This is a genomic window from Archangium sp. (assembly GCF_045802675.1).
Taxonomy (GTDB): Bacteria; Myxococcota; Myxococcia; order Myxococcales; family Myxococcaceae; genus Archangium.
The window spans coordinates 40,330-57,448 of record NZ_JBJMQO010000020.1; the positions used below are offsets into that span (position 1 = coordinate 40,330).

A 17,119-nucleotide genomic window follows, 5' to 3' on the forward strand; every position below is an offset into this window, starting at 1 on the left:
AGGGGAGAGCGGGCCCAGGAGGCCGAAGAAGATGCTCGACGTGGGACAACAGGCCCCGGACTTCACCGGCACCGACTGCCGGGGACGCACCTTCTCGCTCTCGGCGCTGAGGGGGCGGCGGGTCGTCCTCTTCTTCTTCCCCAAGGCCTTCACCCTCGGCTGTACCGAGGAGACGCGTCACTTCCGCGACAACCACGAGCACCTGCGCTCCCTGGGGGCGGAGCTGGTGGGGGTGTCGGTGGACACGGTGAAGACGCAGTGCGAGTTCGCCGAGCAGGAGGACATCCACTTCTCCCTGCTGGGGGACGAGGCGCGCACCATCAGCAAGGCCTACGACGTGCTCTGGCCCGTGCTCAACGTGGACCGGCGCGTCACCTACATCATCGGGCCGGAGGGGCGCATCGAGGCCGTCATCCGCCACGAGGTGCGCGTCTACAAGCACCTGGATGACGTGCTGCGTTACCTACGGGGGCACCCGGCGGGGCCGCAGCCGGTGGGCGCCTAGGCCTCCCAGGCGCAGTGGTACTCGCAGTGGCCGTTGCCCCGGGCGCGGCACCGGGGGTGCTCGATGCGCACGTCGCGGCCCCCGCTCATCTCGATGGCGCGCTGGTACCAGCCGATGATGGTGAGACAGTCCTCGTGGGTGACGCTCTCGGCGCCCAGGGTGCGCAACACCCCGCTGCGCGCCCCGGTCTTCTCGTACGAGCGCGAGCCCACCGCGTAGTAGAGCCGGTAGATTTCCGGCGCGTGGCTGAGGAGGAAGTGCGGGTCGCCCTTGCGGATGAAGACGTGGTGGGGACCGTTGAGGTTGTCCTCGGCGGAGGCGCGGCCCATGTCGACGAAGGCCTTGTTGCGATCCCTCGGCGAGAGCGCCTCGGCGATGGCCGAGTCGAGCCGGAGGTTGAGCTCCAGGGGGTACCAGCCGATGGGCATGATGACGCCCTCGAGGACCTTGCGATCGGCCGGAGGCAGGCGCTGGAGCACCGCTTCAACACGTCCCGTCCCGCCCTGCTTGGCCAGCAGCTTGAGGCGGGCGATGAGCACACTCCCCTTGATGCGTGCGGCCGCGCTGTCCGGTGCCATGGTGTGTCTCCCCCGTTGAGCTGCCTGATTGTGTCAGCCAGAAGAGGGGGGCGGCAACTTGACGGAGGAAACTCCTGAAGTGGAGCAGACAGGCGAACACCGGGGTGCGCGTGCCGTCAGCGTGCCTCGATATGCCGCAGATTCGTCTGCAGCTGCTCACTGAGCTCCCGAGGTCGGCGCAGTTCCTCAGCCAGCAGGACCACCACACCGTCCGTCAGGTCGATGCGGGCATTGAACCGGCGAAATCCCTCGTTCATGTCCGTGCGCACCTGCTGAATGCCCCCGCGTAGTTCGTCGCGCGACTTGATGAACTCGGCCCCCAGCATCTCCATCAACCCCTCCTGCTTCGTCATTCGGGAGAGCAGGTCCTTCACCTGGGTTTCCACCTTGTCCATCCGGACTTCCAGTCCCTCCATCCGGACTTCCAGCCCATCCATCCGGGCTTCCAGCTTGCCCATCCGGACTTCCAGCCCATCCATCCGGGCTTCCAGCTCGCCCATCCGGGCTTCCAGCCCCTCCATCCGGGCTTCCAGCTTGCCCATCCGGGCTTCCAGCCTGTCCATCCGGACCCCGAGACCCTCCACCGCCTGCAGAATCCGGGTGCCGATATCCGCCCCAATGCTCTCCGCCATCGTCTCTCCTCCTCGCCCTCCCGGGCAGCACGTGAGCCCCCCAGGCCCGGCCTGTGCAGCATAGCGGAACGCGCCGCCGATGCGAGCCTCCTTATAACCTTTGAAGTAGGGCCCGCGCAACCCCCCGACCTGACCTCCGCCGTCACCCCGGCGTCCCCGAAATAAACCGTCATTAACTTTTCGCCGACTCCGGGGTTTGTAGGAGACGTGAAGGCCCTGGAGACAACCCTGCCCCTGGCGGCAGCCGCCACCGACCCGAGCGACGAGGCGCTCTGCCGCGCCTTCCTGGCCGGTGACGAGGCGGCCTTCGGCTCGCTGGTGGAGCGGCACCGGGCCCTCGTCTTCGCGCTGATGCGGCGCTACACGGCCCGGCCCGAGGACGCGGCGGACCTCGCCCAGCAGGCCTTCCTGCGCGCCCTGGAGGCCTCGCGCCGCGTCTTCTCCCGCTGGAGTCCCTCGGGCCCCGCGCCCTTCCGCGCCTGGCTCATCCGCATCGCCCTCAACCTGGCGAAGAACCACGCCCGCCAGGGCCGGCGCTGGCTCCACGCGGTGGAGCATCCAGACACCGAGGCCCCCGGCGAATCCGCTCACGAGGCCCTGGAGCGCGGCGAGCGCGAGCGGCAGGTGCGCGCGGCGGTGCTCGCCCTGCCCCGCCGCCAGCGCGAGGTGCTCACGCTCCGGGTGGACGCGGGCCTGGGCTTCCGAGACATCGCCGAGACGCTCGGCATCACCGAGACGAACGCCAAGGTGAACTTCCATCACGCCGTGAAGCGCCTCCGGGCGCTGGTGGCCGATACCCCCGAGGAGGGACGCTGATGTCCGCGTGCCCGCATCCAGACGAGACACTCACCCTCTTCGCCACCGGAGCGCTCGAGCCCGAGGAGGCGGCCCGGGTGCGCGCGCACCTCGAGTCCTGTGCGACCTGCCGCTCCGAGGTGGAGGCCTGCCACGCGGTGCTCGGACTGGCCGCACTGCCACCCCCGTCGCCTCGGGAGCAGACCGTGCTGGCGGCGCTGCCCCGGACGACGGTCGGCGCCTGGCGCAAGTCCCAGGTCCACCTGGCGTCGCGCCTGCGGACCACCGGAGCCTTGCTGGCGGCGGCGGCCGTGGTGCTGCTCGCGCTGGGGCCGGTGGTGCTGCACCGGGTGACGCCGCTCGTCCCGCGGACTCCCCTCGTGGAGCCGTCCGCCAGCCCCTCGGAGGAGAGCGCGTCCGAGCTGGAGCAGTGGGCGCTGACGGATCCCCTGTCCGACGTGCTCGAGGCATCCGACGTGGACCTGGAGGACCTGGAGGCCGACGAGACGCTCGCGGACCTCGAGGCCGAGGATTTCCTTTCAATCCCCAACCCTGGAGAGTCGCTGTGATGAAGCCCATCCGACTGGCGGTGCTGACCCTGACCCTGCTGCCCCTCGTCTCGCTGGCCGCGCCGCCCGAGGCCAACGACGACGCCGCCCGCGACGAGAAGCAGGCGCGGATGATGCGGGTGCTGGGGCTGGCCGAGGAGCTGGAGCTGAACGAGACCCAGGCGCTGAAGATGGCGGACACGATGCGCCAGTTCGACGAGCGCCGGCGGCCCCTGATGGAGCAGGTGCGTGAGTCCGCGCAGGTGCTGCGCAAGGCGGCGGAGGGCGACACGGCGGCGCAGTCGCAGGTGGACCAGGCGGTGCAGCGGGTATTCGACGCGCGCACCCAGCTCACCGCATTGGACCGGGACCTGTACCAGGCGCTCGCGAAGGACCTGCCTCCGCAGAAGCGGGCGCAGCTCGCCATCTTCATGGCCCGTCACGAGGGGCGGATGGTGAAGCTGCTGCGGAAGATGGACCGCGAGGGCCGGAGCGAGGAGCGGCAGAAGAGGATGCAGGAGCGCATGCAGCAGCGCATGCAGCGGATGCAGGAGCGGATGCAGCAGCGCGGCACGGGCGGCCAGTAACGCCCGCGAGCCCCCTCCCTACACGCGCACCAGCAGGGCCATGTGGTGCGCGCCGATGCCCAGGCCGACGAGCACGAGGTACCTCGTGCGCAGCTCGCGGTGGTGGCGGGCCAGGGTGACGGGAATCGAGGCGATCACCATGTTGCCGCAGTCCTCGAGGGTGTGCAGGTACTCGCGCGGGCGCACCTTCTCGTTCCAGTAGTCGAGCAGCTTGCGCGTGGCCTGGTGTGACACGAGGGTGATGTCGTCCCCGGTCAGCCCGTGCTTGCGCAACAGCCGCTCGATGAGCTTCGGAGGCCCGTCCATGCCGGTGTTCAGGAAGGCCTGTAGGCCCCGGGCGGGCTCGAGCCCATAGACGGGCCTGTCGATGCCCACCTCGGGGCGGGGGCGCATGGTCATGGCCCCGTACTCGTCACTGAAGGTGTCCGCGGCGTAGTCCACCAGGACGAGCCGCTCGCCGGGCCCGAGCACCGCCGCGCCGGCCCCATCGCCGATGCCGAAGGCGTGACCCTGCGAGTAGTCCACGTTGCGCGTCCACCCGGCCCCCACCGCCACGAGCGCCCGCTCCGAGTGCCCCGCCAGCATCGCCTCCCAGGCCAGCACGCTGCCCATGATGAAGTTGACGAAGTCCGACTGTACCGGCACCACCAGCGCGTGCGAGCCCAGGCCCATCTGCCGGTGCACCTCGTACAGCTCGTTGGGCGAGATGAACTCGGACACGGTGAGGTGGCCGTGGAGCCGGTCCACCTCTTCGGCCCTCACGCCCGCGTCCTCCAGGGCCGCCAGCCCCGCCTTCGCGGTGAGCGAGGCCAGGGACTCGCCCGGCGCCAGGCACCGGTGCTCGCTGTTGCCGTAGAAGAGCGAGGCCTCGGACTGGCCCCGGGCCCGGGCCTCCTCGCGAATCCGGTCGAAGATGGGATCGGCGCTGGTGCGCACCCGCTCTGGCAGCGCGGAACCAAAACCCAGGAAGGAAATCGAAGGACGCGTCATCGCCTCGGCTCGCAAGAGGGCCCGTGGGTATGGGCACTAGAGCACACCAGGAAGGCCGTGCGGGGCCCCGGATGGCCGCCCGGTGGACGGGCAGACGAGCACCGCTGCGAAACCGGCACCCGGCCGCTATGGAAGAACCCGCATGAGCGCACTCTCCCTGAGATACGTGGCCCTGGGCGACTCCTCGGCCGTCGGCGTGGGCGCCCGCGACGGCGGCTACGTGGAGCACCTCTTCCAGCGGCTGCGCCGCACCCGTGAGGGCGTGGGCCTGCTCAACCTGGGCGTGAGCGGCGCCACCAGCGCCACCGTCCTCTCCGGACAGCTCCCCAAGGCCACCCGGGCAAAGCCCCATGTGGTGACACTCGCGGTGGGTATCAACGACCTGTGGCGCGGCGTGGAGCCCCACCAGTTCGAGTCCAACCTCGAGCAGCTCGCGCGCGGCCTCGTGAGCGCGGGAGCGCCGGTGGTGCTGGCCAACCTGCCGGAGATGTCCCTGGCCCCCGTGGCGCGGCTGGCGACGCACTTCCTGCCGATCGAGCTCATCTCCGCGCGCATCGCCGCCTTCAACGAGGCGGTGGCCCGCGTGGTGAGCCGCCATCGCCTCATCGGCGTGGACCTGCATGGCCCGAGCCTCGTGGAGCTGCCGGGCAGCTCCAACTACTTCTCGGCCGATGGCTTCCACCCCTCGGACGTGGGCTACCAGCGCATGGCGGAGCACTTCTGGCCCGCCCTGCTCCAGGCCACCGAGCGCGGCGCCAGCACCGCCCAGGCCATGGGCTGACGCCGCCGCACCTCACTCGCTCTTGCATGGAACGCCGGATTCGCGTGCGGCGTCAGGGCGCGCCGACCGCGCGGACCTCGAAGTCGTCGAACCAGACGCCAGCGATGGGGGTGGAGATCCCCGCGAGTCCTTCACCCGTGAGGGCGGCCGGGTCCGAGTCCGTCACCGTGAGGACGACCTGTCCCTCCACCGCCGCGGTGAGCCGCACCGGGCCCGAGCCCCACGCGGACAGGGTGAGCGTCGTGGGCTCCCAGGGATCCGCCTGCCCGCTGGGCGCCTCGCCGAGCACGGTGAAGCTCCCGCCCCGGTAGCGGCGGATTTGAACGCGTCCCTCGGGCAGCAGCACGAGCGCATAGCGCGCATCCCCCGAGGCCCGCAGCACCACACCCGCCTCGTCCACGGCGAAGGCCTGCAGCCGCGCCCGCACCTGGCAATTGGCACAGCGCGAGGGCAGCGCGTAGGCGAGGTCGTCCCCATAGGGGTTGTCCAGATCGCTGATGGCCCACCTGCCATCCATCCGCCACAGCCCGCTCAGCGCCCAGTCGGAGCCAAGGCTGCTCGACGAGGTGCGCGAGAACGAGTCCCCGAAGAGGAGCTGGCCGGGCACCGGGCTGGGATCCGGCGGCGGCTCCTCGTCGCCACCGCCTCCCGGGACGGCGAGGGCCACGCGGACCACGTTGGCGCGCGAGTTGGCGTCGGGAGACTCACCGAAGAAGCAGGGCACCTCGGAGGAGCCCTCGGGCAACGTCTCCAGGGCGTTGGGATAGCCCTTGTAGGTGGCCCGCGAGTCGAGCACCACCGGCGCGCTGAAGCGCCCGTCCTTCCACACCCGGGCGTGGATTTCGTAGGAGGTGTTGGTCTGGCGCATGACGTTGTAGAAGACATACAGCGTGTCGCCGATGCGCGTGATGGCGGCCTGCATCGACCAGTCGCGCGAGTCCTCCAGCAGCGTGCGCGAGCCGAACGTGTTGCCATCGAAGTAGCGATGGTAGAGGCGCTCCATCTCGTCCTTGTAGATGAGGTGCATGCCTCCCCGGCCATCCGCGACCGCGCTCAGCGCCGCCCCGTGGTAGATGCCGTCGGAGAAGGCGTCGCGCACGGAGCTCCACGAGTCCAACGGATCGCTGTCATTGCGGATGCGCATGCGCGTGGGCTCGAAGCCATCGTGCATGGCGTAGAGGAAGACGAGCTTCGAGCCGAGGCTCAGCAACCGCCCTCCCCCGCGGTGCTTCACGCGGCCCAGGTTCGCCTGGCGCTGGAAGGTCGCCCCTCCATCCGTGGAGACGGACAGCACCGCGGTGGAGCCCCCATCCGCGTCCAGGCGGAAGGCCTGCACCCATAACCGGCCCTTCGAGTCGCGCGCGAGCAGGGCCCGCGAGTAGGCCGTGGAGTCATCGGCATCGAAGATTCGCACCGCCGGCTGGGGTGCCCAGTCATGCGTCTCCGGCCGGTAGCGCCACCACTGGAAGTACACGTCGTGGCGGCGCGAGGGTTTGAGGCTCGGCGCCTCCCATGAATAGACGAGCGCCACATCCCGGCCCACTGCAATCACATCCGTGCGGTCCGCGTGACTCCCATCCGGTTGGATGGCGGCGGCGAAGCGGAACGTCTTTCCTCCGTCATCCGAGCGGAAGAACGACAACCCCCGTCCCTCGACGCCCTCCTGCTGCACGGTGAGCAGCCAGGTGGGCGGCCGCCCGCTTCCCGTATCAATCCGTACCGCGTGTCGTTGCGCTGGCAGGGTGAGCGCATTGCCCGCACTCACCGACATCAAGGGCGTCGTGCTCGCGAGCAGGGCCGCGAGCAGCGCCACTGAAACCCCTCCCATCCTGTCCCCCTCCCCCGTGTCCCGCGTGACAAGCTAAGGCGCTCGGGGGCAGGAGAAAAGCGTCTGGACCGCATGGTGCGAGCCCTCGGGGGCAGGTGCACCGCGCCAGCGGAGCGCACCTCCGGGCCCGCTGGTATCTCCCGGGAAGCTCGGCGAGCATGCGGCCATGGATTACTACGAGGATGTCCTCGACCGCACCGGGCGCACCCCGCGCGAATTCGGCGCCATCCACCTCCATGTGGAGTCCGCCATCCGCGGCCCGCTCGGAGACACCGTCGCCACCCTCTGGCTACAGAGCGCCTTCGAGCCCCTCGCCTCCGGCTACACCCTCCACGTCGAGGGCCGTCAGAAGACGGGCCCCGAGAAACGGAAGCTCGGCAAGTTCTCCCTGCCGCCGCTCGACGGGGGCAAGGTGGTGCGCTGGAGCCTGCCGTTCTCGCTCCCCCTGGAGCTCGACGAATTGCACTTCCGCGTGGAAGCGAAACTCCACCCCAAGGCCGAGCGCGTGCGGACCGCGTGGAAGCTCTCGGACACCGTGGAGATTCCCAAGGAGAGCGACATGGCGGGCCCGAAGCCGCCCCCCGTCGGCATCAACCTCGGCCGGTCGCTGATGGGCTCGGTCCTCTCGGGAGGCCTCTTCGTCTCCTTCCGTGGCCTGGGGGGCCGCGACTCCCCGGGCCTCGCGAGCACCGTGCGCACCAAGGTGCATGCGGCGGCGAAGCTCCCGGACGTCGTCGTGGTTCCGGTGTTCGATGGCTCTCCGGAGGAGCTGTCCAAGCCACATGAGGAGCTCATCTGGAAGCCGGGCATGCCCCTGCCCCAGGCCACCCTGACGCCCAACGCGCAGGACGTGCTGTCCCAGCGGCCTCCAGAGAGTCCCAGGAGGACCTGCCACAGCTGCGGCTTCGAAGGCCGCCGCTCCGATTACGCCTACGCGACAATGTGCCCCATGTGCGACGCGAGCTGGTTGTAGAACACCGCTCCATGACTCCACTCGAGCTCTCCCCCGCGGACTTCCGGCGCCTGGCCGACCGGCTCTCCACCCTCGCCGAGCAGTGGCTGACGGAGCTGGACTCGCGCGCCATCGCCCCCACCACCACCGGCGCCGCCACCGAGGCCCTCTTCGCCGAGGGACTCCCCGAGGAGGGGTTGAAGGACGCCGCGCTCGATGCGCTGGGTCCGGTGCTGGCGGGCCTCCGCGCGGGCAACGCGCGCTTCCTCGGGTACGTGCTCGGCTCGGGCGAGCCGGTGGGCGCGCTCGGGGACTACCTCGGGGCCGTGCTCAACCAGAACGTCACCGCGTGGCGCTCGTCGCCCTCGGCGGTGAGCCTGGAGCGCGCCGTGGTGCGTGGACTGGCCGCCGCCGTGGGCTGCGCGGGCTTCACCGGAAGCCTCACGGGTGGAGGCTCGGCGGCCAACCTCATGGGCCTGACGATGGCGCGCGAGGCGAAGGCCCCGGCCAACGAGACGGGCTCGCCCTCGGGGGTGGTGTACGCCTCCACCGAGGTACACATGTCCATCCCCAAGGCCCTGGCGCTGCTCGGCCTCGGACGGAGGAACCTGCGCCTCATCCCGGTGGACGCGGAGTGGCGCATGCGCCCCGAGGCCCTCGAGCACGCCATCTCCGAGGATCTGGCGGCGGGCAGGCGCCCGCTGGCCGTCGTCGCCACCGCGGGCACCGTCAACACCGGCGCGGTGGATCCGCTGAAGGACGTGGCGGCCATCGCCCGGCGGCACGGACTCTGGATGCATGTGGACGGGGCCTACGGCGCCCTGGCCGCCATGGCCGTTCCCGAGCAATTCGAGGGCCTCGCGCTCGCCGACTCGCTCTCCATGGACGCGCACAAGTGGCTCTACCAGCCGGTGGACTGCGGCGTGCTGCTCTACCGGGACGCCGCCGCCGCGCGCCGCGCGTTCTCCTTCAGTGGGGACTACGTGCGCACCACGACCACGGACGCCGTGGAGGGCTTCGCCTTCTTCGATGAGTCCATGGAGCTCTCGCGCCGGGCGCGCGCGCTCAAGCCGTGGCTCTCGGTGCGCTACCACGGGCTGCGCGCCTTCCGGGAGGCCATCCGCAAGGATTTGGAGAACGCCCGGCGGCTGGCCGGGCTCGTGCGGGCCGAGCCGGCGCTGGAGCTGCTCGCCCCCGTGCCGCTGAGCGCGGTGTGCTTCCGCTACGCCGGGGACGTGCCCGAGCCGGAGCGCGACGCCTTCAACGCGAAGCTGCTGGCGCGCCTCAACGCGCGGGGCCGGGCCTACCTCTCCAACGCCACGCTGTCGGGACGCTTCGCCCTGCGCGCCTGCTTCGTCAACCACCGCACCACGGCCGAGGACGTGCGGACCGTGGTGTCCGAGGTGCTCGCCTCCGCTCAGGAGCTGGCGCGCTGATCATCTCTTCCGGCGGAGCCGCTCGGCGATACCGTCGAGCATCCGCTGCATGCCGGACTCGAAGAAACGGGTGGCGAACGCCATCACGCTCGTGGACTATTGAGTCATTTCGTTCCCCTGCGCTCCGGCACGATTGCCCCGCGACTACGCTGCGTGTATGGGTTGTCCCAGCCTCCGCGTCCATCCAGACGTGAGGGCAATGCTGGGACGCATCCGACAACAGAGGGGGAAACACACATGAAAGCTCTACGCTTGGGACTGTGGTGCGCGCAGGTGCTCGCGCTCACGGTCTTCTCACTGATCGCGCCCGCCGTGCATGCCAGCGACAACGGCTGTGCCGACGGACAACGCGAGGGATTCGTCGATCAGACGAAGTACCCGAACATCGCCGGCTGTAGCGGCGGCTGGAGCGTCCCGGGCGTGCTGCCCTCGACTCCAGGCTTCGCGTCGATATGCCCGACGCTTCCCACCTACGACACGGTGACGCCCTCCTGCGGCCGTGTCGCGGGCGACGACAGCGCCAATCCCACGGGAACCGGCTGCAACGTGGCCGATCTCTGCTCCCCCGGCTGGCACGTCTGCAACAACGAGCCGGATGTCGCCACCAACTCGCCCACGGGCTGCAATGGAGCCACCCTCGCGGAAGATCCGGCACTCTTCTTCGCCACCCGCCAGTCGAGCACCGGCTGCGGCGTCTGCGCCTCGGGCACCGACACGGGTGAGCAGTGCAACGGCGGAACCTGCGCGGCCGGATGTCTCCAGACGACGCGAACCTCGAATGACCTGTTCGGCTGCGGCAACCTCGGCTCCACGGGTGTCTACGGCTGCGGGGTGCTCAACCGTTTCTCCAATAACGCCTGCTCCGCCCTGGGCAGCCCCTGGAACTGCAACGATGGAGTCTCGGGTTATTGCGAGTCCCTCGTCATCCGCAAGCCGAGCCCGGAGCGGGGTGGCGTCCTGTGCTGCCGTGACACCGTCGCCAACCGTCCGCCTGTCTCCCGCTGCAAGGACATCACGGTCGAAGCGGACTCCACCTGCAAGGGCTGTGGTTCCATCAACGCGGGCTCTTATGACCCCGACTTCGATGCCATTGAGTGCGAGCAGCAACCGGGGTGCCCCTACTCGGCGGGCGCGAACACGGTCAAGCTCACGTGCACCGACTCGCGCGGCGCCTCCTCGAGTTGCACGGGCACGGTGCAGGTGATGGCCAGGACGTGCACTCCCGCCGAGCCCAGGTGGGTCCTCACCGGCAGCATGGCGCTGGACCGGATGCTGCACACGGCCGTGCTGCTGAATTCGGGCAAGGTCCTGGTGGCGGGCGGCTTCAACACGACCACCGAGCTGTATGACCCGGCCACCGGCATCTGGTCCCGCACGGGCGACGCACTGGCAGCCCACCGGTACCACACGATGACGAAGCTGCCGGATGGACGGGTGCTCATCGCGGGTGGCGGGACGTGCCCCATCACGGGAGCCACCGCTGAAATCTACAACCCGGCCACGGGCCGCTGGGCGCCCACCGGCAGCCTGCTGACGAACCGCACCCACCACGCCGCCGTCCTGCTGCCCTCGGGCAAGGTGCTCGTCATGGGCGGCGAGGACAGCAATACCGGCGGACTGCTGACCTCGGCGGAGCTGTATGACCCGGCCACCGGCACCTGGACGTTCACCGGCGCCATGGGAACGGCTCGCGGAGACCACACGGCCACCCTGCTGCCCCATGGCAAGGTACTCGTTGCCGGGGGTGGCGGCGCCGATGGCGGCCATCTCCAGTCGGCGGAGCTGTATGACCCGGCCACCGGCACCTGGACGGCCACCGGCGGCCTGGGCGCCCCGCGCCGCTTCCACACGGCCACCCTGCTTCCCAACGGCACGGTGCTCGTCGCCGGTGGCGGGAGCGACAACGCCTTCAGTGCCTCGGCGGAGCTGTATGACCCGGCCACCGGTACCTGGGCGGCCACCGACTCCATGGCTACCCCGCGCCGCTACCACACGGCCACGCTGCTGGTCACGGGCAAGGTGCTCGTCGCGGGCGGCTACCACGACTACACCGGCATCCTCACCTCGTCCGAGCTGTACGACCCCGCTACCCAGCGCTGGAGCCCCACCGTCAGCATGAACGTGAACCGTTACTCCCATACGGCCACGCTGCTGTCCGATGGCCGGGTGCTCGCCGCCGGCGGTGTCAGCACCCAGGGCCAGTCCACCTCCGAGTGGTACGGCCTGGAGACGCACTGAGCAGGAGCCTCTCCACCACCGGCCGCCGGGGTTCCTCTCGGCGGCCGGTGTAGCAGCCAGAGCGCCGACGCGTTACCGGCGCTCGCTGTCCAGGTGCTTCATCTGCTCCGCGCCGTAGCGCTCGCCGGAGATCTTCACGAGCGCCTCGAGCGCCTCGGCATCACTCTTCGACAGCGGCCGCTCCAGCGCGCCGAGCGAGTCCTCGAGCTGCGCGACGGTCTTCGCCCCCACCACGGGAACGAACGCGGGCTGGCGCGCCAGCACCCACGCCACCGCGAGCTGTCCCGGCGTCATGCCGCGCTCGCGGGCGAAGCGCTGGAACTCGTTCACGACGCCCTCGTTCTGCTGCTGGTTCGAACCGGTGAAGCGGGGAAGGTGGGCGCGGTAGTCCCCCTGCCCCTTCGGCTTGCTGCCGGTGAGGAGGCCTCGCGAGAAGACGCCGTAGAGCGTCGCGCTGATGCCGAGCTCGGTGAGCGCGGGGAAGAGCTGTGCCTCGGGGCCACGGCTCGCGACCGAGTATTCGATCTGCAGGTCCACGATGGGATGGACGCGGTGGGCGCGGCGGATCGTCTCGACGCCGACCTCGGAGAGTCCGATGTGACGCACGTAGCCCGCCTTCACCAGGTCCGCGATCGCGCCGATGGTGTCCTCGATGGGAACGGCGGGATCCAACCGCGCGGGACGGTAGATGTCGATGTACTCCACCCCCAACCGCTTCAGGCTGTAGGCGAGGAAGTTCTTCACCGCCGCCGGGCGCGTGTCCACCCCGCCCCAGCTATTATCCGGCCCTCGCATGGCGCCGAACTTCACGGAGAGCTGCACCCGCTCCCTCCGGCCGCCCGCGATGGCCCGGCCCACGAGCAGCTCGTTGTGGCCCATCCCGTAGAAGTCTCCGGTGTCGATCAGCGTGACGCCGCGATCGATCGCGGTCTGGATCGTCCGGATGCTCTCGGCGTCATCGGTCACGCCATACGTGCCCGACATTCCCATGCAGCCCAGACCCAGCGGGAATACCTCGGGGCCCGTGGAGCCCAGCTTCACCCCGCGCTGCGTCTTCTTCGCTTCGTTCGTGGCCATCGTTCGTCTCTCCTTGCCCTCCAAGACTACGGATCGACACACTGAAATCCAATGAATAGGCTGTATCCCAATCATGCACGGCATCTATGAGAGGAATCTCGACCTCAACCTGCTCCGAGTCTTCATCGTCGTGGCGGAAGCGGGCAGCGTCACCGAGGCGGCGAGCCGGCTCTACCTCACGCAGCCCGCGGTGAGCGCGGCGCTCCGGCGGCTCACCACGGCGGTCGGGGCACCCCTCTTCGTCCGGGCCGGACGCGGGCTCGCGCTCTCGGCACGCGGGCGGCGCTTGTTCGATTCGGCCCGGCCACACCTCCAGGCGCTCGTCGAGGCCGCCCTCTCTCCCGCGACGTTCGACCCGAAGACGAGCGAGCGGACCGTGCGAATCGGCCTCTCGGACGCGAACGAGGCGTGGCTCCTCCCGCCGCTCCTCCGGGTGCTCGCCGAGGAGGCTCCGCGCATGAAGCTCATCGTGCGCCCGGTCCAGTTCCGCACCATCGCCGAGGCCCTGAGCACCTCGGAAGTGGACCTCGCGGTGACGGTGGCCGACGAGCTCCCGGCCGATACGCGGCGCCTCACGCTGTTCACCGGAGGCTTCGTGTGTCTCTTCGATCCCCGGCACGCCCGGCTGGGGAAGCGCCCGACACTGGAGGGATACCTCGCGCACGAGCACGTCATCGTCTCGTACAACGGGGACCTGCGAGGCGTCGTCGAGGACACGCTCGGCATCCAGCGGCGCGTGCGGGTATCAGTGCCGACGTTCCTCAACATTGGAGCCCTCGTGGAGGGCAGCGCCTTGCTCGCCACGGTGCCCTCCATGGTCGCCCAGCAGGTCCTCTCGAAGCGCCCGAACCTCCGCACGGCCCCGCTCCCGCTGACCCTGGGCAGTGCGCCGATGGAGCTCCTCTGGCGAAGCACCGTCGAGGACGACGAGGCCATCCGCTTCATGCGCGGCCTGGTGGTCCGCGTGGTGAAGACGGAGCAAGGCGCCGGGGGTTAGGGCGTGCCGCGCATCGACGTGAGTCTCGCGCTCAGGCTCGCGGGCCTGCCCGGCGTGACCTCCACGGTCCAGCGCTCGTCCTCGTAACCGGGAGCCCTCGCCATCACGTGCCACACCCCGGGCATGGGATTGGCCTCCACATACGGGCTGGGCACCATGAAGCGTCTGCCCCGAGGGTCCATCAACTCCAGCATCGTGCGCTGCGCGGGACGAATCTCGATGCGGAGGCTCTCGTCGCGCACGGCGGGAGCGGACGGCGTGCCGGACGAACCTCCGAGCCGGGTGCCCGGCGGAGCCGTGTTCACACTCCCCTTCGGCGCGGGCAGGCTCGGCGGCGCCCCCCGGTGCAGGAGCATCCCCACGAAGCCCGGACCGAACATGGCCGCCAGCCCAGCGAGCGCGAACAGCAGGGCCCAGCGCCAGGCCCTCCGGCGCGGCGGGCCCTCCTCCTCGGATGAGGGTTCGGGCTTCTTCGGCTCGGGCTTCTTCGCGGGCTGGGGGCGCTCACGGAGCGGAGCGGGCGCGCTCTTCTCGATGGGAGCGGCGGGCGCCGGCACGACGGCCCGGAGGGGAGCAGGCGGCGTTTGGACCGCCACGGCTCGCTGCGCGGGCAGCTGGGTGGAGGACACCAACCTGGGCTCCTGGGCGAGCACGGCCATGCTCCGAGGGCTCACGGCCGCGGGCACGGCAACGGGCACGGCGGGCACTGGCGCGGGAGTTGGAACTCTCGTCACGGGGACACGCAGGGGCGTCGCCGACCGGGGGGCGGGAGGTGGCTCCGCGGCGGGCTCCTTCTCCTGCTCCGCCGGAGTCTCCACCGCCAGCGCGGCGGCGAACTCCCGGCACGAGGCGAACCGCCGCTCCGGCTCCAGGTCCATGGCCTTGAGGATGGCCGCGACGAGCCCGGGCTCCAGGTCCGGGTGCGCCACCCGCGGCGGCACGAACCCGGCCCGGACGATCTTCTCCATGATGTTGAAGTCGCTCTCGCCCTCGAAGCACGGGCGCGCCGTGGCCAGCTCATAGAGCGTCACGCCGAGCGAGAAGATGTCCGAGCGCGGAGTGACGTCTCCGGCCGCTCGAATCTGCTCCGGGCTCATGTACTGCGGGGTGCCCATGCGCGTGCCGGTGCGCGTCGTGGGCCGGCTCTCATCGCTGGCCACCTTGGCGATGCCAAAGTCGAGGACACGCACCGTCCGCCGGCCACGGGCCTGCTCCAGGAAGATGTTGGAGGGCTTCAGGTCGCGGTGGATGACGCCGTTCTCGTGGGCGAACTCCATGCCCTCGAGCACCTGCAGGAAGATCTCACGCACCTCGTCCGCGGGCGGGGGCCGCGTCGCGCGGGCGAGGTATTTGTCGAGCGACTCGCCCTCCAGGTAGTCCATCACCAGGCCCGCGACCCCGGGGGCCGCGACCACGTCCGTGATGCCCAGGATGTTCGGGTGCTTCAGGCGCGCCTGGATGCGGCCCTCGTCGAGGAAGCGGGCACGCAGCTCGGCGTTCCCCACCAGCTCCGGGTCGAGCACCTTGAGCGCATGCACGCTGCCCAGGGCCACATGGCGCACCTTGTAGACGCGCGCCATGCCGCCGCCGCCCAGCTCGCGCTCCACCTCGTAGCGCTCGACCACGTTCCCCGGGCTCAACATGCGGCGAATCTACCCCAACTAGAAGGAGTCCCAGGGGCCCACGGGCAGCCCCTTCCGACGCTTGTCGGCGATGCGGTACGCGTCGACGGCCGCCGCGAGATAGCCCATGAAGCACAGGCAGAACCCACCGGGCCCATTCACCAGCATCACCACGGACAGGCCCAGGGAGAGAAGCCCCTTGAGCACCTGCCCGTTGTAGAGCTGCCCGAGCCCAGGCACGCACAGCAGGCTCAGGGCCACGGCCAGGCCGGGCGAGACGTTGGGCTTGGGAGCGAGCGGGTTCCCCTCCTGGAAACCCGGCAGGCCCCCCGGCCGGGCCAGGGGCTGCGGCCGCACGGCATTGGCGGAAGGCCGCTGGAGCGACGAAGGGGGCACGGGCGCGAGCGCGGACGGTCCCGGCGCGGCGGGAGCGGGCGAGGGAGCGGGCGGCGGAGGTGCCGGAGGCGGCGGGGAGGACGGGAACCGGGACGTGTCCGGCGCGCGATGCTCGGAGGGGACGTACGTCGGCGCGAAGGCGGCGGGATTCTCGTCGGGCGTGACGTCGATGGGCGGCGCGGAGGGCTTCCGGGCCGCGGGCGGCGTGTTCCCCACCTGCGTCACCGCGTACGAGCGCGACGGCTTCTGGGGCACGGACGGCTCGGCTTCGAACACCTGCTCCAGGGCCGAGCGGAAGGCGGCGCAGTCCTGGAAGCGCTCGGCGGGGTCCACGGCCAGCGCCTTGCGGATGCAGCCCGCGATGACGGGAGGGAGCCCCGTCACGACGCGCTCGGGAGGCGCGTAGGTGCCCTCCACGATGGCCTTCATCGTGTCGTAGTCGCTCGAGGCGTGGAACGCGACGCGCCCCGTGGCGGCCTCGTAGAGGATGGCGCCCAGCGCGAAGATGTCCGTGCGCGCGTCCACCTCGGCGGCGCCGCGGATCTGCTCCGGGCTCATGTACAGCAGCGTGCCCATGCGAGCACCCGCCTGGGTGCGCGCCTTGCCATCCTGGCCCTCGCCCTCGAGCATCTTGGCGATGCCGAAGTCCGTCACCTTCGGCTGGAGCCGGTCCCGGCTGTCCCGGCCGATGATGATGTTGTCCGGCTTGAGATCCCGGTGCACCACCCCGCGCTTGTGCGCCTCCTCGATGGCGTCCAGCACGGGCGTGAACACCTCGAGGAGCACCTTGGGCTCCAGCCCCTGCCCCCGGCAGAGCTCGCTGAGCGTGGGGCCCTCGATGTAGTCCATCACCAGGCCCGCCACCGGCGTGGTGACGATCTCCGTCACCTGGACGATGTTCGGGTGGCGCAGCTTCGCCTGGATGCGGCCCTCGGCGAGGAAGCGCCCGCGGATGTCATCGCTGCGCGCGTAGTCCTCGTTGAGCACCTTCAGCGCGTGCGTGCTGTGCAGCCCGAGGTGGCGCACCTCGTACACCGCGGCCATGCCGCCCTGCCCGAGCAGCCTCACCACTTCGTAGCGGCCGTCCAGCTGCGTTCCCGGCTGGAGGAGGTTCATGTCACCACTCATACGCTCACCCGTCATGGCGATTACCTCCG

The 17,119-nt window shown here is 70.3% G+C and carries 16 protein-coding genes; 9 read left to right on the forward strand and 7 right to left on the reverse strand.

Going from position 1 to position 17,119, the window contains the following annotated elements; translation table 11 throughout:
- The first annotated feature begins 31 nt into the window (after positions 1–31).
- Positions 32–505, forward strand: a complete 474-nt coding sequence (locus ACJ8AN_RS04925) for a peroxiredoxin (RefSeq protein ID WP_407754055.1) — start codon at positions 32–34, stop codon at positions 503–505.
- On the opposite strand, the gene ACJ8AN_RS04930 is transcribed toward ACJ8AN_RS04925, so the two are convergent.
- Both ACJ8AN_RS04930 and ACJ8AN_RS04935 read right to left on the reverse strand, forming a co-directional pair.
- Positions 502–1,083 carry a TIGR02265 family protein gene (locus ACJ8AN_RS04930; RefSeq protein WP_407754056.1) on the reverse strand — a complete coding sequence of 194 codons (582 nt, stop codon included), beginning with the start codon at positions 1,081–1,083 and terminating at the stop codon, positions 502–504. The genes ACJ8AN_RS04925 and ACJ8AN_RS04930 overlap by 4 nt on opposite strands.
- A 116-nt stretch (positions 1,084–1,199) precedes the next feature.
- Positions 1,200–1,715: a hypothetical protein gene (locus tag ACJ8AN_RS04935; protein ID WP_407754057.1), complete on the reverse strand. Its 516-nt coding sequence runs from the start codon at positions 1,713–1,715 to the stop codon at positions 1,200–1,202.
- A gap of 207 nt (positions 1,716–1,922) precedes the next feature.
- On the opposite strand from ACJ8AN_RS04935, the gene ACJ8AN_RS04940 reads away from it, so the two are divergent.
- The 3 genes from ACJ8AN_RS04940 to ACJ8AN_RS04950 are packed head-to-tail and all read left to right on the forward strand — an operon-like array spanning position 1,923 to position 3,645.
- On the forward strand, positions 1,923–2,531 hold the full coding sequence (locus tag ACJ8AN_RS04940) for an RNA polymerase sigma factor (protein ID WP_407754058.1): 609 nt from the start codon (positions 1,923–1,925) through the stop codon (positions 2,529–2,531).
- The gene (locus tag ACJ8AN_RS04945) at positions 2,531–3,079 is read left to right on the forward strand and encodes an anti-sigma factor family protein (protein WP_407754059.1); all 549 of its coding nucleotides are present in this window, start codon (positions 2,531–2,533) and stop codon (positions 3,077–3,079) included. Before ACJ8AN_RS04940 ends, ACJ8AN_RS04945 begins: the two co-directional genes overlap by 1 nt.
- Positions 3,079–3,645: a hypothetical protein gene (locus ACJ8AN_RS04950; RefSeq protein WP_407754060.1), complete on the forward strand. Its 567-nt coding sequence runs from the start codon at positions 3,079–3,081 to the stop codon at positions 3,643–3,645. The genes ACJ8AN_RS04945 and ACJ8AN_RS04950 overlap by 1 nt, the downstream gene beginning before the upstream one ends.
- A gap of 18 nt (positions 3,646–3,663) precedes the next feature.
- Here the strand turns inward: ACJ8AN_RS04950 and ACJ8AN_RS04955 are convergent, their stop codons facing one another.
- Positions 3,664–4,635, reverse strand: a complete 972-nt coding sequence (locus ACJ8AN_RS04955; protein ID WP_407754061.1) for a 3-oxoacyl-[acyl-carrier-protein] synthase III C-terminal domain-containing protein — start codon at positions 4,633–4,635, stop codon at positions 3,664–3,666.
- Positions 4,636–4,777: 142 nt separating this feature from the next.
- Between ACJ8AN_RS04955 and ACJ8AN_RS04960 the strand changes: the two genes are divergently transcribed.
- Entirely contained in the window at positions 4,778–5,416 is a 639-nt protein-coding gene (locus ACJ8AN_RS04960; RefSeq protein ID WP_407754062.1) for an SGNH/GDSL hydrolase family protein, read from the forward strand.
- 52 nt (positions 5,417–5,468) lie between these two features.
- On the opposite strand, the gene ACJ8AN_RS04965 is transcribed toward ACJ8AN_RS04960, so the two are convergent.
- On the reverse strand, positions 5,469–7,244 hold the full coding sequence (locus ACJ8AN_RS04965; RefSeq protein WP_407754063.1) for a hypothetical protein: 1,776 nt from the start codon (positions 7,242–7,244) through the stop codon (positions 5,469–5,471).
- Between the two features lie 166 nt (positions 7,245–7,410).
- Here ACJ8AN_RS04965 and ACJ8AN_RS04970 point away from each other — a divergent pair, with 166 nt between their 5' ends.
- The 3 genes from ACJ8AN_RS04970 to ACJ8AN_RS04980 all read left to right on the forward strand — a co-directional run bounded on the left by ACJ8AN_RS04970 (position 7,411) and on the right by ACJ8AN_RS04980 (position 11,870).
- Complete coding sequence (locus ACJ8AN_RS04970) at positions 7,411–8,217, forward strand: hypothetical protein (RefSeq protein WP_407754064.1); 807 nt, start codon at positions 7,411–7,413, stop codon at positions 8,215–8,217.
- A gap of 11 nt (positions 8,218–8,228) precedes the next feature.
- Positions 8,229–9,632 carry a pyridoxal phosphate-dependent decarboxylase family protein gene (locus ACJ8AN_RS04975; RefSeq protein WP_407754065.1) on the forward strand — a complete coding sequence of 468 codons (1,404 nt, stop codon included), beginning with the start codon at positions 8,229–8,231 and terminating at the stop codon, positions 9,630–9,632.
- 237 nt (positions 9,633–9,869) lie between these two features.
- Positions 9,870–11,870, forward strand: coding sequence for a Kelch repeat-containing protein (locus ACJ8AN_RS04980; protein WP_407754066.1), 2,001 nt, complete (start codon positions 9,870–9,872; stop codon positions 11,868–11,870).
- Positions 11,871–11,942: 72 nt separating this feature from the next.
- Here ACJ8AN_RS04980 and ACJ8AN_RS04985 read toward each other — a convergent pair whose 3' ends face one another.
- A complete protein-coding gene (locus ACJ8AN_RS04985; RefSeq protein WP_407754067.1) occupies positions 11,943–12,947 on the reverse strand; it encodes an aldo/keto reductase in 1,005 nt (334 codons plus the stop codon).
- Positions 12,948–13,020: 73 nt separating this feature from the next.
- Here ACJ8AN_RS04985 and ACJ8AN_RS04990 point away from each other — a divergent pair, with 73 nt between their 5' ends.
- Positions 13,021–13,944 carry a LysR substrate-binding domain-containing protein gene (locus ACJ8AN_RS04990; RefSeq protein WP_407754068.1) on the forward strand — a complete coding sequence of 308 codons (924 nt, stop codon included), beginning with the start codon at positions 13,021–13,023 and terminating at the stop codon, positions 13,942–13,944.
- On the opposite strand, the gene ACJ8AN_RS04995 is transcribed toward ACJ8AN_RS04990, so the two are convergent.
- Both ACJ8AN_RS04995 and ACJ8AN_RS05000 read right to left on the reverse strand, forming a co-directional pair.
- Positions 13,941–15,587, reverse strand: coding sequence for a serine/threonine-protein kinase (locus ACJ8AN_RS04995; protein ID WP_407754069.1), 1,647 nt, complete (start codon positions 15,585–15,587; stop codon positions 13,941–13,943). The two genes, ACJ8AN_RS04990 and ACJ8AN_RS04995, sit on opposite strands and share 4 nt — an antisense overlap.
- A gap of 18 nt (positions 15,588–15,605) precedes the next feature.
- Positions 15,606–17,105, reverse strand: coding sequence for a serine/threonine protein kinase (locus tag ACJ8AN_RS05000; protein ID WP_407754070.1), 1,500 nt, complete (start codon positions 17,103–17,105; stop codon positions 15,606–15,608).
- Positions 17,106–17,119 lie beyond the last annotated feature (14 nt).

Bases quoted from the DNA above. Each gene is read 5' to 3' on its own strand.
- ACJ8AN_RS04990 (WP_407754068.1), top strand. From the start codon at position 13,021: ATGCACGGCATCTATGAGAGGAATCTCGACCTCAACCTGCTCCGAGTC.
- ACJ8AN_RS04975 (WP_407754065.1), top strand. From the start codon at position 8,229: ATGACTCCACTCGAGCTCTCCCCCGCGGACTTCCGGCGCCTGGCCGAC.
- ACJ8AN_RS05000 (WP_407754070.1), bottom strand. From the start codon at position 17,105: ATGACGGGTGAGCGTATGAGTGGTGACATGAACCTCCTCCAGCCGGGA.
- ACJ8AN_RS04970 (WP_407754064.1), top strand. From the start codon at position 7,411: ATGGATTACTACGAGGATGTCCTCGACCGCACCGGGCGCACCCCGCGC.
- ACJ8AN_RS04965 (WP_407754063.1), bottom strand. From the start codon at position 7,244: ATGGGAGGGGTTTCAGTGGCGCTGCTCGCGGCCCTGCTCGCGAGCACG.
- ACJ8AN_RS04930 (WP_407754056.1), bottom strand. From the start codon at position 1,083: ATGGCACCGGACAGCGCGGCCGCACGCATCAAGGGGAGTGTGCTCATC.
- ACJ8AN_RS04925 (WP_407754055.1), top strand. From the start codon at position 32: ATGCTCGACGTGGGACAACAGGCCCCGGACTTCACCGGCACCGACTGC.
- ACJ8AN_RS04955 (WP_407754061.1), bottom strand. From the start codon at position 4,635: ATGACGCGTCCTTCGATTTCCTTCCTGGGTTTTGGTTCCGCGCTGCCA.
- ACJ8AN_RS04980 (WP_407754066.1), top strand. From the start codon at position 9,870: ATGAAAGCTCTACGCTTGGGACTGTGGTGCGCGCAGGTGCTCGCGCTC.
- ACJ8AN_RS04950 (WP_407754060.1), top strand. From the start codon at position 3,079: ATGAAGCCCATCCGACTGGCGGTGCTGACCCTGACCCTGCTGCCCCTC.
- ACJ8AN_RS04985 (WP_407754067.1), bottom strand. From the start codon at position 12,947: ATGGCCACGAACGAAGCGAAGAAGACGCAGCGCGGGGTGAAGCTGGGC.
- ACJ8AN_RS04935 (WP_407754057.1), bottom strand. From the start codon at position 1,715: ATGGCGGAGAGCATTGGGGCGGATATCGGCACCCGGATTCTGCAGGCG.
- ACJ8AN_RS04960 (WP_407754062.1), top strand. From the start codon at position 4,778: ATGAGCGCACTCTCCCTGAGATACGTGGCCCTGGGCGACTCCTCGGCC.
- ACJ8AN_RS04995 (WP_407754069.1), bottom strand. From the start codon at position 15,587: ATGTTGAGCCCGGGGAACGTGGTCGAGCGCTACGAGGTGGAGCGCGAG.
- ACJ8AN_RS04945 (WP_407754059.1), top strand. From the start codon at position 2,531: ATGTCCGCGTGCCCGCATCCAGACGAGACACTCACCCTCTTCGCCACC.